Genomic DNA, 14941 nt, shown 5'->3' on the forward strand with positions numbered 1-14941 from the left:
AAGCCCGTCAGTCGGACAACTGGCGTTGATCTCTCCTCCGTCATTGCGAGCGAAGCGAAGCAATCCAGAATCCCCTGCAGAAAGACTCTGGATTGCGTCGTCGCAAGGGCTCCTCGCAATGACATGGCGAGGGCGATGCTTACTCGACGACGGTGCCTTGCAGCACGGCCTTCCCGGTCAAGACCGTGAGATTATGACCAAGGTTCGAAACAGTGACTCTTTAGCGGCGTAGGAATACGGTATCGAACTGCCGAATGCTGCGAATGCACATTCATATGCGTCGTTTTTCATCAGTTGTGGTCATTAGGCTTTCGCGTTATGCACGTGGTCCGGGACAATTTTCGCGAAACATTTCATGTCTGAGCGGACCGCTCCTGCCCGCGTTGTGCCGGCGGTCGCCCGCCGCGATTTCCTGCGGCTCGCGGGCGCAACCGCTGCGGGATTTTTTGCGTTAGGGGCAGTGTCGGATCGCGTGCGCATTGTCGCCTCGCTGACGGCATTGTCACTCGACGACGAACTGACCAGACGGAGCATGACCGAAGCTGCGACGACGCGACTTGGCGGTCTCATCGCAGGCCTCAGGCAACGCGGCTGGGTCGAAGGGGTCAATTTCCGCCTGGAGCTGCGCTCGAGCTTCGGCGGACCCGACAAGTTGAAGAGCGCCATCCAGGAGATCATCGATCTCAAGCCCGACGTCATCCTGACCGGCTCGACGGGTGAAACCGCAGCGGTCCTGGCGGTCACCAAGACGATCCCGATCGTGTTTGCCACCTCCAACGATCCCGTCGGCTACGGCTTCGTCCAGAGCCTCGCACATCCCGGCGGCAACGTCACCGGCTTCACCAGCAGCACGCCCGAGATGGGCGCCAAATGGCTTCAGCTCATCAAGGAAGCCGTGCCTGACATCGCGCGCGTGGGCGTGCTGTTCAATCCGGCGACCACGCCGCGCGCCGGACGCTACTATCTCGACTCGCTGGAGCAGGAGGCCGTGACCTCCCGGGTCGAGGTCGTCCTCGTCCCCGTCGGCAAGCCGGCGGAGATCGAGGGCGCGATCAGCCGCTTTGCCGAGCCGCCCAAGGCCGCGATGATCTCGCTGGTCGACAGCTTCCTGGTGGTGAACCGCCAGGCGATCATCGCGGCCACGGCAAAATATCGTGTCCCGATGATCTATCCGTTCCACTACTTCATGGACGCCGGTGGGCTGATGAGCTACGGGCCGACGCTCGAAGTGCGCTCCGCCGACTATGTCGATCTCATCCTGCGCGGCACCAAGGCCGGTGATCTGCCGGTGCAGTCGCCGCGAAAATACGAGCTGCTGATCAACCGCACGGTCGCCCGCACGCTCGGGCTGACCATCCCCTTCACGCTGCTGGCGCGCGCCGACGAGATCCGCGAGTGAACGATCAGGTCGACCAGGGCTATTTGCGGACGCCTCCCGGACGGCTGTTCCGCAAATATCTCTACTCGATCGTCGCCCTCGCCTTTGCCGCGCTCGCCATCAACACCGGCTTCGACGTCTGGTTCTCCTATCGCGAGCAGAAGCAGCTGCTCGCGGCAACCCAACGCGAGCAGGCCGCATCCGCGGCGATCCAGATCGGCCAGTTCATCGGCCAGATCGAGAACCAGATCAGATGGCTCTCGCGCCTGCCTCCGGAGCTGTCGACCAACGAGGACGACCGCCTCAACGCGATCCGCTTGTTGCGCCTCTCGCCCGCGATCGCGGAGATCGCCGAGGTCGATGCCCAGGGCCGCGAGCAGGTGCGCGTATCGCGCCGCATCGCGGACCGGATCGGCAGCAAGGCTGACCTCTCGGGCTCGCCCGCCTTTCGCGGCGCCAATGACAGCCGCGCCTATTACGGCCCGGTCTATTTCTTCGGTGACACCGAGCCGTTCATGACGCTGGCCGCGCGCGGCAACGGCCCTGCGCCGAATGTGTTGATCGCCGAGGTCAATCTGCGCTTCATCTGGGACCTCGTCGCCGGCATCAGGGTCGGCAACACGGGCAAGGCCTATGTGGTCGACCGCATGGGCGTGCTGATCGCGCATCCCGATTTGTGGCCCGCGCTGCAACGCAGCGATCTCTCCGCGCATGCGGACGTGCGCGCCGCGCTCGACGGCGTCGGGCCGCCCTCCGGCGGCCTTGTCAAGGAGGACCTGTCCGGTCAGCGCGTGCTGTCGACCTATGCGACGGTGCCCTCGCTCGGCTGGCTGGTGTTCGTCGAGCTTCCGCTCAGCGAGGCTTATGCGCCGATCTATGCCTCGATCGGCCGCTCGACCTTTCTGCTGGTCATCCTGCTTGCCGGCGCGATTCTGGTGTCTCTCTTCCTCAGCCGGCGCATGACGGTGCCGATTCAGATGCTGACGCAAGGAGCGAAGCGGATCGGCAGCGGCGATCTCGGCCTGCGGCTCGCGATCAAGACCGGCGACGAGTTGGAAGCGCTCGGCGACCAGTTCAACCGGATGGCCGCGCATTTGCGCGACTCCTACGCGACGCTCGAACGCAAGGTTGTCGAGCGTACCTCCGAGCTCGAGAAGGCCCGTGACCACGCCCTCGCCGAGCATGACGCCGCCGAACGCGCGCGTAGCATCGCCGTGCAGGCCAACGAGACCAAATCGCGCTTCCTTGCCGTCGTCAGCCACGAGCTGCGCACGCCGCTGAACGGCGTCATGGGCGTGCTGCAATTGCTCGACGACGGCAACCTCAGCGACGCCCAGCGCCGACACCTCGCCACGGCCGCAGCCTCAGGCGAAACGCTGATCGCGCTGGTCGACGCCATCCTGGAATATGCGCGACTGGAGGCCAGCACCGAAGCGCTGGAGACGAGGGACTTCCGCCTTGACCGGCTGATCGAGACCGCCGCCGACCTGATGCGTCCGCAGGCCTTTGGCAAGGGCCTGACATTCGACCTCGCCTGCGAGGCGACGGCTGGCACCTCCGTGCACGGCGATCCCGTCCGGCTCAACCGTATCCTGCTCAACCTGATCGGCAACGCGATCAAGTTTACCCCGCGCGGCGGCATCGGCCTGACCGCGTCCGCCGAGCTATTCGACGATCACGTCCTGCTGCATATCACCATTCGCGACACCGGCATCGGCATCGCGCCCGACATGCATGAGCGCATCTTCGAGGACTTTGTGCAGGCTGACGACAGCATCGCGCGGCGGTTCGGCGGCACCGGCCTTGGCCTTGCCATCGCGCGGCGACTGACACGCCTGATGCACGGTGAGCTGACGGTGGCGAGCACACCGGGCGCGGGCAGCACGTTCACGCTTGAAGTGCCGCTTGGCCGGGGGCAGAGCGGTCTCGCGCAAGCCGCGATCGCGCCGCCATCGCGGCGGCTCGGCGTGCTGCTTGTCGACGACGATCCCGTCAATCGCGAGGTCGGCGAAGCTATTTTGAACCGGCTCGGCCACCGCCCCACCCTTGCCGGAAACGGCGCCTCTGCCGTCGCACTCGCCCGCGATCACGCCTTCGACGTCATCCTGATGGATCTCCACATGCCCGACATGGACGGCGTCGAAGCGGCCTCGCGCATCAGCAAGCTCGATCTGCCGAAGATGCCGCGCATCATCGCCGTGACCGCCGACGTGTCCGCCAGCGCCCGCGAGCGACTGGCCCGCGCCGGCATCGCCAAGATCGTCAGCAAGCCGATCCTCATCGGCGCCCTGCGCGAGGCGATCGAAGGCGCTCCGGACGAGCCGGCTGCAGCCCAACTTGCCGCGGGCGCGTTGATCGACCGGCATTTCCTCGACGAGCAGAAGGACCTGCTGGGCCCACCGCAGATAGCAAAGCTGCATCATCTGCTCCAGGAGACCAGCGACAGGCTGATCGCGGACATCGCGAACGCCGCGGCGATCGGCGATCACAAGCAGCTCGTGCGATCCGCGCACCAGCTCGGCAGCGCGGCGAGCGCACTCGGCCTCGTCCGGCTGTTTGAGCGCTGTCGCGAGGTCGAGGTGGCGGCAGCCTCGACGTCCACATCCGAGTGCCAAAGTGCCGCGCGCGACCTCGCCGCGCTCCAAAAGGCCTCGATGAGCGCGCTGGACGACCTGCTATCGCCTCTCGAGCAGCGCTCGGTCAATTAGCCGCTACCGATTCGTGCAAGCATGGCTACTCCTCTCGCCCAAACCGCTCGACCAGAAAGTCGATGAACAGCCGCACCTTCACCGAAAGGTGGCGCGTCGGCGGATAGACTGCATAGAGTGCGAGCGGCGGTGCGGAATAATCGTCTAGCACCGTCCGCAGCGCGCCTTTCTTCAAGGCTTCAGCCGCGATGAACTCCGGCAGCAGCGCCAGCCCCCTGCCCTTGATCGCGACGTCGCGCAGCACCTCGGCATTGTTGACGCAGAGCGACCAGGCCGGCTGGATCCAGTGGTCGCCGTCAGAGCCGGTGAGCTTCCACTGATTGCCGGTGAGAAGGAAGCCGTAGGTGAGCGACGTATGCCCGCGCAAATCTTGCGGATGCTTTGGCACGCCGTGACGCGCGAGGTAATCAGGCGAAGCGCAGATCGTGCGCGGCACCGGCATGATTTTCCGCGCGATCAAGCTCGACGATTCCAGCTCCGCGATCCGCAGCGTCACGTCAAAACCGTCCTGGACGGGATCGAGCAGATCGTCGCTGAGCACGATCTGGAGCTGAAGCTCCGGATATGCATTCATGAAATCGGCGAGCACCGGCCCGAGCCGCATCGTGCCGAACGACATCGGCGCGTTGACCCGCAACAGGCCCCGCGGCGCGGACTGGGCCTGCGTCACCGCCTGATCGGCGGCCTCGATCTCGGAGAGGATGACAACCGCGCGCTCGAAATAACGCTGGCCGTTCTCGGTCGGGCTTGCGTGGCGGGTGGTCCGGTTCAGCAGCTGGACGCCGAGGCTCTCCTCGAGGTCGGCGATGTATTTGCTGATCGCCGAGCGCGACAGCCGCAGCTGCCGCCCCGCCTCGGCAAAGCTGCCGCTTTCGACCACCTTCACGAAGGCCCGGAGGCTGGCGACCTTATCCAAGGCCCGGCCCGCCCGATTGTTTCCAAATCGTAGACATAGCCGTCATATTTACATGGATTGTATCCAATCCAAAGCGGAATGATATTTCCGGCCAGAGCAAGACCGCTCCCCGATTTCCAGGAGGACGACAATGTCTGGACTGCACCATGTCACCGCGATCGCCGGCGACCCCATCCGCAATTTCGGCTTCTACACCCGTGATCTCGGACTGCGCTTCGTCAAGAAGACGGTCAATTTCGACGATCCCGGCACCTATCACTTCTACTACGGCGACGAGACCGGCCGCCCCGGCACTATCCTGACCTTCTTCCCGTGGGCCGGCGTGTCCCCCGGCCGCCGCGGCGTCGGCGAGACCCATCAGACTGCCTTCCGCGTGCCGCAACGCTCGCTCGGCTATTGGACGCAGCGCTTCATCGAGAAGGGCATCGCCTATGAGGCGCTCGAGAAGCGCTTTGGCGAATCCGTACTGCCGTTCACCGATCCTGACGGCATGGCACTCGCGCTGATCGGCATTCCCGGCGCCGAGAACGAGCCCGGCTGGAGCAATGGCGACGTGCCGGCCGAGCATGCGATCCGCGGCTTCCACGGCGCGACCTTGCTGCTCGACAGCGCGGCGAAGACGGCCGCCGTGCTCACCGACGTGTTCGGCTTCAAGGAGACCGGCCGCGAAGGTTCGGTGATCCGCTTCAAGGCGTCGGGCGATACAGAAGGCAGCGTCGTCGACATTTACGAGGCCAAGGGTTTTCTGCGCGGACATCAGGGCGGCGGCTCGGTGCATCACATAGCTTTCCGCGCGGCCGATGACGCCGAGCAGGGCGTAATGGCACAGAAGCTCGTCAGCAATCATGGCCTGCGCCCGACCGAGCAGCGGGATCGCAACTACTTCCGCTCGATCTACTTCCGCGAGCCGGGCGGCGTGTTGTTCGAGATCGCGACCGACATCCCCGGCTTCGCCGTCGACGAGCCCGTCGCGACGCTGGGGCGTGACCTGAAGCTGCCAAGCTTCCTCGAACCGCACCGCAAGCAGATCGAGGACGTGCTGCCGAACCTGGAAGAGACCGCATCATGACCGACTTCATCCATCGTTTCGAGCCCGCGACCAGCGCGGGCTCGCCCCCACTGCTGCTGCTGCACGGCACCGGCGGCGACGAGAACGACCTGCTCGGGCTGGGCAAGATGATCTCGCCGGGCTCTGCCCTGCTCTCGCCACGCGGCCGCGTGCTCGAGCACGGCATGCCGCGCTTCTTCCGCCGTCTTGCGGAAGGCGTGTTCGACGAGGACGACGTACGCAAGCGCGCGCTCGAACTCGGCGACTTCATCGCGGATGCGCGCAAGCGCTACGGCGTCGCCGCCCCGGTCGCGGTCGGCTTTTCCAACGGCGCCAACATCGCTGCCGCGCTGTTGCTGCTGAAACCGGATGTGCTGGCAGGCGCGATCCTGCTGCGCGCGATGGTGCCGTTGTCGGATCCGCCCAGGGCTGATCTTGTAAAGCCGACGCTCGCGGGCAAGCCGGTGTTGTTGCTGTCCGGACAGGCTGATCCAATCGTGCCGGCAAGCAATTCGGCGCGGCTCGCAGCACTGCTCTCCGAAGCTGGCGCGCTGGTCGAGCACAAGATCCTGCCGGCGGGCCATCAATTGTCGCAAGCCGACGTGACGCTCGCCCGCAAATGGATTGGTGCCATCGCCGCCGAAGCGGCCTGATCCCAAGGCGCGGCGCACCGCCTGCAGGCGCGCCGCGTCCACACATCAACAAGCGACCTTCCGCCGCAGCTGCGCAATCGGGCACCACCCTGCCGGAAATTTCCGCTTGCCCGTTCCGGCGTCAGGCCTAAAATTTGGGACAAGGTTCCGAAATTTGGAACTCACGTGGACCTGCCTGAATGAGCGCCCTTACCAACGCGATCGAGATTCTCCGCTGCTTCTCCAGCGGGCGGCCGGATTTGTCGTTTGCGGACGTGATGGCTTTGACGGGCAAGCCGAAGAGCTCGACCTCGCGGCTTCTGCGCTCGCTGCGCGATTGCGGCCTGCTCGAGCAGGACCCGCATACCCGCCGCTACCGGCCAGGCCTGCTCACCTTCGAGCTCGGCCGGCTGCACCGCGCCCATGACGATCTCATCAGCACGGCCGAGCGCGAATTGCGCGAGGTCTGCGCCCGCACCGGCCATACCGGCTACATCGCCGTGCTCGACGGTTTCGAGCAGGTCGTGCTGAGAATCGTGCCGGGCTCGAATCCGCTTCGCGTCGTCAATCCGCCTGGACAACGCACGCCGGCGCTCGCGACCTCGAACGGCCGCGCCATGCTGGCCCGCCTTTCCGACGAGGACATCCGCGCGCGGGTGCCCGTGACCTATCCAAAGCTGCCGCGCAACTCGCCGCAAAACTTCAAGCAGCTGATGCTGCGTCTGAATGAGATTCGCGACACCGGCCTGTCGGAAGCAGCCGACGAATCGATCGAAGGCGTGGGTTCGCAGGGCTTTGCGCTGAAGAGCGGCGAGACCGGCGAGATGGTCGGGATCGCGGTGTCCTATTCGGTGCAGGCCACCACCGCCGCCGAGCGCGCCAATGTCCGCCGCGAGCTGGCCGCGATGGCCACGAAATTGCGACGACTGACCGGCGATCCGCTCGATCAGGACGCCGCGCGCATCCGGACGGGGACGCGATGAGCACGGCGGCTAGCCAGCGTCCCAACGGCCTTGCGCTCTTCATCCTGCCGAGCGCGCTGTTGTTCGCCCTGTTCTTCTTCCTGCCGATCGGGTTGATGGCGGTGATGAGCGTGCTGACCGGCAATCCCGTGGTGATGCCGAAGGTCGCCTTCACCATGCGTCACTACGTCCGTATGATCGACGATCCGTTTTATCTCGAGGTGATCTGGACCACGATCCGGATCGGGCTCGTGACCACGCTGGTCGCGCTCGCCATCGGCTATCCGCTGGCGCACTGGATGGCGCGCATCAAGAGCCGAACCGGACACGCGTTGCTGCTGATGGCGGTGCTGGCGCCGATGCTGACAGGCATCGTGGTGCGCACCTTCGCCTGGATGACGCTGCTATCCGACAAGGGCGTGGTCAACCAGACGCTGATGTCGCTCGGCCTCATCTCCCAGCCGCTGAAGCTGATGTACACCGAGACCGGCATCGTGGTCGGCCTCGTCCACATCTACGTTCCCTTCATGGTGCTGACGCTGACAGGCGTGATCGGCCGCATCGACGAGCGGCTGGAGCAGGCTGCGGAAAATCTCGGCGCCAGCCCCTTCCGCGCGTTCATCGAGGTAACGCTGCCGCTCAGCCTGCCCGGCATCCTCGCCGGCTCGCTGCTCGTGTTCGCGCTCGCGATCAGCGCCTATGTCACGCCGATCCTGCTCGGCGGCTTCCAGATTATGACGCTGCCGATTTTGATCTATCAGCAGATCTCCGCGAACTTCAACGTCGGCTTCGCCGCCGCGCTCGGCATCGTGCTGCTGATCATCTCGCTCATACTCGTCATCGCCTATAACCGCGCGCTTGGCCTCGTCTCAGGCCAACGTGAATTGCAGTGAGGCCGGCGATGCAGACGACGGCCTCCTCCTCGCTCCCCGCGGCACAACAGACGGCGTCTGTGCGTATACCGAGGCCCACCCGGCCTTACGGCCGCACCCTCTATCTCGCCGCCAACATCGCCATCCTGGTGTTTCTGCTGGCGCCGATCGCGATCGTCGTCGTGTTCGCGCTGAACCCGACGCCGTTCATCCAGTTTCCGCCGGTCGGCGTGTCGCTACGCTGGTTCGAGAAGTTCTTTGCCTCGCGCGACTTCATGCATGCGCTGTGGTTCAGCCTCGAGGTCGCGGTTCTCACCACCTTGTCCGCGACGATCCTCGGCGCCTCCGCCGCGCTGGCATTGGCGCGCGGCAACCTGCCGGGCACGCGGCTGATCGTCGCGACCATGCTCTCGCCGCTGATGCTGCCCGCGATCCTGACTGGCCTTGCTCTGTTCCAGACCTATGTATTGCTCGACGTGGGACGGCCGACCTGGGGCCTCGTCGCCGGCCACACGCTGGTGACGCTGCCTTATGTCGTGCGCACCACACTCGCCGTGCTGCACAATTTCGACACGCGCCTGGAGGAGGCGGCGCAGAATCTCGGCGCTAGCCCCTTGCGCATCTTCTTCGAGGTGACGCTGCCGCTGATCAAGCCGGGCGTGCTGGCGGGGGCGATCTTCGCCTTCATCGTCTCGTTCGACCAGTTTCCGGTGTCGCTGTTCCTTGTCTCTCCCGGCAACGAAACGCTGCCGGTCACCTTGTTCAATTATCTCAAGTTCGATCTGGACGGCACCATCGGCGCCGCCTCCGTCGTCTCGATCGTGCTCGCCTTTGTCGTCGTCATCGGGCTCGACCGCACAGTCGGCCTGCGCTCCTACGTCAAATTGTAACGCACACCCGAAGGATTCGAGACATGATGAAAGCTATGGGACCGCTCAGCCGCCGCCGCTTTCTGACCGCGAGCGCCTCGCTCGGCATCGGCACGATTGCCGCGCCCTATGTCGCGCGCGCCGACGATCCGACATTGCGCATCACCGGTTGGGGCGGCAAGTGGGGCGACATCATGAAGGCCGAGATCGGTCCCGCCTTCGAGAGCGAGTTCAAGTGCAAGCTCCAGACCGACTCCGCCTTCCCTTACTTGCCAAAGCTGCAGGCGAGTTCGCGCTCGGCGCCGATCTACGACGTGCTGCACACCAATTCCAATGAGCAATGGGCCGCCGCCGAGATGGGTCTGGTCGAACCGAAGATCGATCCAAAACTCGTGCCGAACCTCGCCGACGTCTATCCCTACGCCATTAGCGACAAGATCGTCGGCGTTTCGATCTTCACCAGCGCCATTGGCCTCGGCATGCGTACCGACAAGGGCTATGGCGGCGTCACCTCCTGGAAGGAGCTGTGGGACGCGAAGTACAACGGCGTCCGCGGCGGCTATGTCATCCCGGTCAACAGCCTCGGCCAGGCCTTCCTGATGATGTGCGGCACGCTGTTCGGCAAGGGCCAGACTGATCTCGATGCGGCTTATGCGGCACTTGAGAAGCTGAAGCCGATCAAGATCGTCGACTTCACCGGCGCGATGGAGAAGATGCTGCTGTCAGGCGAAGTCGGCCTTTGCGTCATCCACGATTCCGGCATCTACCGCTATGACGGCCAGAACCAGCCGACCGATTTCGTATCGCCGAGCGAAGGCGTGCTGTCGCTGGAGCAGGTTTTGACCATCACGCCCGGCAGCAAGATGAAGGAGCTCGCCAACGCCTATGTCAACTACATGCTCCGCCCCGAGGTGCAGAAGCGCCTCGCCGAGACCGTGTGGTACTCACCGGCCAACAAGAAGGTCAAGCTCGACGCCAAGTACGACGCCAAGCTGCTCACCACGCCGGAGAAGGTCTCGAAGCTGATCCAGGTCGACTGGAAGTGGTACAACGAGCGCAAGGACGAGATCGACCAGCGCGTCAACCGGATCTTCCGCGCATGAGCGCATCGATCGAAATCGCCGGCGTCAGCAAGGTCTATGACGGTGGCGTCCGCGCGGTGGACGCGGTCGCGATGGACATCAGGCAGGGCGAGTTCTTCTCCCTGCTCGGCCCGTCCGGCTGCGGCAAGACCACCACGCTGCGCATGATCGCCGGCTTCGAGACGCCGAGTGCGGGCGCGATCCGCGTCGACGGTTCGGACATAACTCATGTGCCCGCGCACAAGCGCGACATGGGGATGGTGTTCCAGAACTACGCGCTATTCCCGCATCGCACCGTCGCCGAGAACGTCGCCTTTGGCCTGCGCATGCGCGGGCTCGACAAGGTGACCATCGCGGCGAAGGTGAAAGCGGCGCTCGCCATGGTCGAACTGTCAGGCATGGAAGAGCGCCGCCCGGCCCAGCTCTCCGGCGGTCAGCAGCAGCGCGTCGCGCTGGCGCGCGCCATCGTCATCGCCCCGCGCGTCCTGCTCTGCGACGAGCCGCTCGGAGCGCTCGACAAGAAGCTGCGTCAGCAGATGCAGTTCGAGCTCAAGCAGCTCCAGAAGAGGCTCGGCCTCACCCTCGTCTTCGTCACCCACGATCAGGAAGAGGCGCTGGCGATGTCCGACCGCATCGCCGTCATGAACGGCGGCCGCGTCGAGCAGGTCGGCACGCCGACGGAGATCTACAACCAGCCCACCACGCGCTTCGTCGCTGACTTCATCGGCGACACCAACATTTTGCGCGGCGAGCGCGCCGGCCCCAACCTCGATGTCGGCAAGGGCCTGATGCTCGCGCTGCCGCCCTCGGAGATGCAGGGCACCGGCATTCTCTCCATCGCACTGCGCCCCGAGAAGATCCGTCTGTCGCCGCGCGGTGATGCCCCCATCGCGGCTGGCAGCTCCGCGCATGGCATCGTCGAGAACACCAATTTCCTCGGCGGCGCCGTGCTCTACCGCGTCACGCTCGAAGGCGGCCATCGCGTTCTCGTGCAACAGCCCAATGCGGGCACGAGCCGCCTGTTCGTTCCCGGCGATAGCGCCACCCTCGAGTGGACGCCGGCCGATCTCGTCGTCTTGAAGGACTAACCGCATGAACATGCCATTGAAGCACCAGCGCATCGGGGTGGTCGTGATCGGCCAGAGCCCGCGCCCGAGCGTCGCTGCCGAAATCGCCGCCGTGCTGACACCCGGCGTCCAGATCGAGCTGCGCGGCGCGCTCGACGGCATGAGCCGCGCCGAAATTGACGCCATCCCGCCGATGGACGGCTACGACACGCTGTTCACGCTGCTGCCGAACGGTGACGGCGTCACCATCAGCAAGAAGGAGGTCGAACGGCGCGCCAGCCAGCAGATCACCCGCTTCAAGCACGAGGGCGTCGGCGTGACGCTGATGGCCTGCACCGGCAAATTCCCCAACCTCGCGGCCGACGGCCTCGTCATCCTGCCCTCGGCGATCCTGCATAATCTCGTCGAGGCGGTGCTGCCGAAGGGACGGCTCGGCGTGTTCTCGCCGCTACCCGAACAGACCGCACTGATCGACAAGAAGTGGCAGCGCGGCGGCGTCGAGGTGGTCGGCATCACGCTACGTCCCGGCTCGGACGAGGCCGCGGTGGATGAGGCCGCACGCACGATGGCGGACCTCGAACCCGATCTCGTTGTGATGGACTGCATCAGCTACACCAGCGCCAACAAGGCGCGCGTGCGCACCGCCTATCCCGGCCCCGTCATCCTCGGCATCGCCGCCGCCGCCCGCATCGTCGAGGAGCTGGTGTCGTGAGCAAAGCGGAATTGAAGACGATCAGCCTCGATGAGATCGAGGCGCTCGCGGTCGGCGCCTGGATCCTCGGCACCGGCGGCGGCGGCAGCCCCTATCTCGGCCTGCTCAACCTGCGCCGGCTGTATGCCGAAGGCACCCGCGTGCAATTGATGTCGCCGCTCGACCTCGACGACGAAGATTGGGTCGCGGTGGTCTCCAACATGGGCGCGCCGCTGGTCGGACAGGAGCGCCTCGCCGACAGCCGCAACATCGCGCGCGCGGTGCGGATGCAGGAAGAGATCAACAACATCAAGTTCCGCGCCGTGATGTCGGTCGAAATCGGCGGCGGCAACGGCGTGCAGGCTCTGATGGCGGCTGCGCATCTCGGCATTCCCGTGGTCGACGCCGACTGCATGGGCCGCGCCTTCCCCGAAGCGCAGATGACCTCGGTCGCGATCGGTGACCTCCGTCCCTATCCCTGCACCCTCTACGATCCCCGCGGCATCGAAGCGGTCGTGACGAAAGTGCCGACCTGGAAATGGATGGAGCGGGCGAGCCGCAAGATCTGCGTCGAGATGGGCTCGATCGCCTCCACCAGCAAGGCGCCGCGCACCGGGCGCGAGGTCAAGGACTGGGGCATCCACTTTACCACCACCAAGGCGATCCGGATTGGCCGCGCCGTGCAGGAAGCGAACCGACGCCACGAGGATCCGATCGCGGCGCTGCTCGAAACCGAAGGCGGCAAGAAGCTGTTCACCGGCAAGATCGTCGACGTCGCCCGCCGCACCACCGAGGGATTCTTGCGCGGCACCGCGATGGTCGACGGCAGCGATGCCGATCGCGGCACCAAGCTGAAGCTCTCGTTCCAGAACGAATGGATCGTGGCTTGGCGCGGCGAGGAGGCGATCGCGACCTCCCCCGATCTGATCTGCGTGCTCGACAGCGTCAACGGCCACGGCATCGGCACCGAGACCATCCGCTACGGCCAGCGCGTCACCGTCGTCGCCTTGCCCGCCCCGGCGGTGCTGACCAGCCCGCGAGGCCTCGAATTCGTCGGCCCGCGCGCCTTCGGCTATGACCTCGACTTCTGTTCCCTCTTCTCGCCTGCTGCGGCCGGAGCTTAAGATCCCATGAAGCGTATTGGCATCGATGTCGGCGGCACCAACACGGACGCCGTGCTGATCGTCGACGAGAAGGTCGTCCATTCCGTCAAGCGTCCGACCACGGCCGACGTCACCTCGGGCATCCTCGACGCGCTCAAGGCGCTCCGCGCCGAGCCCTCGGCCGCGGTGAAGGTCGACGCGGTCGTGATCGGCACCACGCATTTCATCAACGCGGTGGTGCAGCGCCGCCACGTGCAGAAGATCGGCGCGATCCGCATCGGCATGCCCGCCAGCGCCTCGCTGCCGCCGTTCTGCGACTGGCCGGCGGATCTCGCGAGCCTCGTCGATGGCGAGATCTTCATGCTGGAGGGCGGCCACGACTACGATGGCCGTCCGTTCATGCCGCTCGACACCGCCGGCCTCAAGAACGCCGCGCGAAAGATCAAGGACGCAGGCCTGCGTTCGGTCGCGGTGTGCTCGAGCTTCTCTCCGCTCGATCCCTCCTGCGAGACGACAGCGCGTGAAATCCTCGCGGAGATTTGCCCTGATGTCGCGGTGACGCTGTCGCACGACCTCGGCCGCATCGGACTTCTGGAGCGGGAGAATGCCGCGCTGCTCAACGCGTCCCTGCACGACCTCGCCGTCACCACCGTCGCGGCCTTCCGCAAGGCGATCGCCGACAGCGGCATCGACGCGCCGCTGTTCCTGACCCAGAACGACGGCACGGTGATGCAGGCCGAAATCGCCACCGCCTTTCCGGTGATGAGCTTCGCCTCCGGCGCGACCAACTCGATGCGCGGCGCCGCGCATCTGTCCGGCCTCGACGACGCCATGGTCGTCGACGTCGGCGGCACCACCAGCGACATCGGCCAGCTTCGTCACGGCTTTCCGCGCGAGGCCAATGCCGTGGTCGAGGTCGGCGGCGTGCGCACGCTGTTCCGGATGCCCGACCTGCTCTCGATCGGACTCGGCGGCGGCAGCCATGTCGACGAGGACCCGGTCCGCGTCGGCCCGCTCAGCGTCGGCTATCGCCTGACGTCGGATGCCCTGGTGTTCGGCGGCTCGCGGCTCACGGCGACCGACATCGCAGTTGCGGCGGGCCTCATCGACATTGGTGACCGCTCGCGGGTCGCGAACTTGCCGAAGCGGCTGATCGATGCCGCGCTGCGCGATGCCTGGCGCAAGCTTGAGGAGGACATCGACCGCATGAAGACCGAAGCCGGCGACGTGCCGCTGCTCGCGGTCGGCGGCGGCGCCTTCCTGGTGCCGGATCGACTGCCCGGCATTTCGGAAATCGTGCGGGTGCCGCATGGCGACTGCGCCAATGCGGTGGGGGCCGCGATCGCGCAGGTCAGTGGCGAAGCCGACCAGGTGTTCCGCGATCTCAGCCGCGAGGACGCAATCGCAGCCGCACGCGACATCGCTGCGGACCGTGCGGTGCAGGCAGGTGCCGCGCGCGACAGCCTCAAGACCGTCGATGTCGAGGACATGCCGATCGCCTATCTGCCCGGCAATGCGCTACGTGTGAGGGTACGGGTGGCGGGGGCAATCGCGGATCCGGATCTGCCGGCGGCGGCGTAGAGGGCGCGTTGCCGCCGTTTTATTTGCGCGGG

Annotated in this window: 13 protein-coding genes; 12 read left to right on the top strand and 1 reads right to left on the bottom strand. The window is 65.7% G+C overall.

The window, feature by feature from the left end; all coding sequences use genetic code 11:
• Positions 1 to 355: 355 nt before the first annotated feature.
• Positions 356 to 1399, top strand: a complete 1044-nt coding sequence (locus HYH08_RS10050; RefSeq protein WP_220009612.1) for an ABC transporter substrate-binding protein — start codon at positions 356 to 358, stop codon at positions 1397 to 1399.
• The gene (locus HYH08_RS10055) at positions 1396 to 4086 is read left to right on the top strand and encodes a hybrid sensor histidine kinase/response regulator (protein ID WP_220009613.1); all 2691 of its coding nucleotides are present in this window, start codon (positions 1396 to 1398) and stop codon (positions 4084 to 4086) included. The genes HYH08_RS10050 and HYH08_RS10055 overlap by 4 nt, the downstream gene beginning before the upstream one ends.
• A gap of 25 nt (positions 4087 to 4111) precedes the next feature.
• Here HYH08_RS10055 and HYH08_RS10060 read toward each other — a convergent pair whose 3' ends face one another.
• Positions 4112 to 5002: a LysR family transcriptional regulator gene (locus HYH08_RS10060; RefSeq protein WP_220009614.1), complete on the bottom strand. Its 891-nt coding sequence runs from the start codon at positions 5000 to 5002 to the stop codon at positions 4112 to 4114.
• Positions 5003 to 5132: 130 nt separating this feature from the next.
• On the opposite strand from HYH08_RS10060, the gene HYH08_RS10065 reads away from it, so the two are divergent.
• The 10 genes from HYH08_RS10065 (at position 5133) to HYH08_RS10110 (ending at position 14909) form a co-directional block, all read left to right on the top strand.
• Positions 5133 to 6071 (top strand): ring-cleaving dioxygenase, encoded by a 939-nt coding sequence (locus HYH08_RS10065; RefSeq protein WP_220009615.1) that lies wholly within the window; start codon positions 5133 to 5135, stop codon positions 6069 to 6071.
• Positions 6068 to 6703 carry an alpha/beta hydrolase gene (locus HYH08_RS10070; RefSeq protein WP_220009616.1) on the top strand — a complete coding sequence of 212 codons (636 nt, stop codon included), beginning with the start codon at positions 6068 to 6070 and terminating at the stop codon, positions 6701 to 6703. Before HYH08_RS10065 ends, HYH08_RS10070 begins: the two co-directional genes overlap by 4 nt.
• A 179-nt stretch (positions 6704 to 6882) precedes the next feature.
• Positions 6883 to 7665 carry an IclR family transcriptional regulator gene (locus HYH08_RS10075; protein ID WP_220009617.1) on the top strand — a complete coding sequence of 261 codons (783 nt, stop codon included), beginning with the start codon at positions 6883 to 6885 and terminating at the stop codon, positions 7663 to 7665.
• Positions 7662 to 8537, top strand: a complete 876-nt coding sequence (locus HYH08_RS10080; RefSeq protein WP_220009618.1) for an ABC transporter permease — start codon at positions 7662 to 7664, stop codon at positions 8535 to 8537. Before HYH08_RS10075 ends, HYH08_RS10080 begins: the two co-directional genes overlap by 4 nt.
• An 8-nt stretch (positions 8538 to 8545) precedes the next feature.
• Positions 8546 to 9406, top strand: a complete 861-nt coding sequence (locus HYH08_RS10085) for an ABC transporter permease (RefSeq protein WP_220009619.1) — start codon at positions 8546 to 8548, stop codon at positions 9404 to 9406.
• A 23-nt stretch (positions 9407 to 9429) separates the two neighbouring features.
• On the top strand, positions 9430 to 10488 hold the full coding sequence (locus HYH08_RS10090) for an extracellular solute-binding protein (protein ID WP_220009620.1): 1059 nt from the start codon (positions 9430 to 9432) through the stop codon (positions 10486 to 10488).
• Positions 10485 to 11555 (top strand): ABC transporter ATP-binding protein, encoded by a 1071-nt coding sequence (locus tag HYH08_RS10095; RefSeq protein ID WP_220009621.1) that lies wholly within the window; start codon positions 10485 to 10487, stop codon positions 11553 to 11555. The genes HYH08_RS10090 and HYH08_RS10095 overlap by 4 nt, the downstream gene beginning before the upstream one ends.
• A gap of 4 nt (positions 11556 to 11559) precedes the next feature.
• Positions 11560 to 12246: an AroM family protein gene (locus tag HYH08_RS10100; protein ID WP_220009622.1), complete on the top strand. Its 687-nt coding sequence runs from the start codon at positions 11560 to 11562 to the stop codon at positions 12244 to 12246.
• The gene (locus HYH08_RS10105; RefSeq protein ID WP_220009623.1) at positions 12243 to 13349 is read left to right on the top strand and encodes an S-methyl thiohydantoin desulfurase family protein; all 1107 of its coding nucleotides are present in this window, start codon (positions 12243 to 12245) and stop codon (positions 13347 to 13349) included. The genes HYH08_RS10100 and HYH08_RS10105 overlap by 4 nt, the downstream gene beginning before the upstream one ends.
• Before the next feature lie 6 nt (positions 13350 to 13355).
• Positions 13356 to 14909 (top strand): hydantoinase/oxoprolinase N-terminal domain-containing protein, encoded by a 1554-nt coding sequence (locus tag HYH08_RS10110; RefSeq protein ID WP_220009624.1) that lies wholly within the window; start codon positions 13356 to 13358, stop codon positions 14907 to 14909.
• Positions 14910 to 14941: the final 32 nt, after the last annotated feature.

It is taken from the genome of Bradyrhizobium sp. BR 10289 (assembly GCF_019455385.1).
In the GTDB taxonomy this organism is placed as follows: domain Bacteria; phylum Pseudomonadota; class Alphaproteobacteria; order Rhizobiales; family Xanthobacteraceae; genus Bradyrhizobium.

Excerpts from the sequence above, each read along its gene's own strand:
- HYH08_RS10100 (WP_220009622.1), top strand. The coding sequence starts at position 11,560 with ATGAACATGCCATTGAAGCACCAGCGCATCGGGGTGGTCGTGATCGGC.
- HYH08_RS10095 (WP_220009621.1), top strand. The coding sequence starts at position 10,485 with ATGAGCGCATCGATCGAAATCGCCGGCGTCAGCAAGGTCTATGACGGT.
- HYH08_RS10085 (WP_220009619.1), top strand. The coding sequence starts at position 8,546 with ATGCAGACGACGGCCTCCTCCTCGCTCCCCGCGGCACAACAGACGGCG.
- HYH08_RS10080 (WP_220009618.1), top strand. The coding sequence starts at position 7,662 with ATGAGCACGGCGGCTAGCCAGCGTCCCAACGGCCTTGCGCTCTTCATC.
- HYH08_RS10110 (WP_220009624.1), top strand. The coding sequence starts at position 13,356 with ATGAAGCGTATTGGCATCGATGTCGGCGGCACCAACACGGACGCCGTG.
- HYH08_RS10075 (WP_220009617.1), top strand. The coding sequence starts at position 6,883 with ATGAGCGCCCTTACCAACGCGATCGAGATTCTCCGCTGCTTCTCCAGC.
- HYH08_RS10070 (WP_220009616.1), top strand. The coding sequence starts at position 6,068 with ATGACCGACTTCATCCATCGTTTCGAGCCCGCGACCAGCGCGGGCTCG.
- HYH08_RS10065 (WP_220009615.1), top strand. The coding sequence starts at position 5,133 with ATGTCTGGACTGCACCATGTCACCGCGATCGCCGGCGACCCCATCCGC.
- HYH08_RS10090 (WP_220009620.1), top strand. The coding sequence starts at position 9,430 with ATGATGAAAGCTATGGGACCGCTCAGCCGCCGCCGCTTTCTGACCGCG.
- HYH08_RS10050 (WP_220009612.1), top strand. The coding sequence starts at position 356 with ATGTCTGAGCGGACCGCTCCTGCCCGCGTTGTGCCGGCGGTCGCCCGC.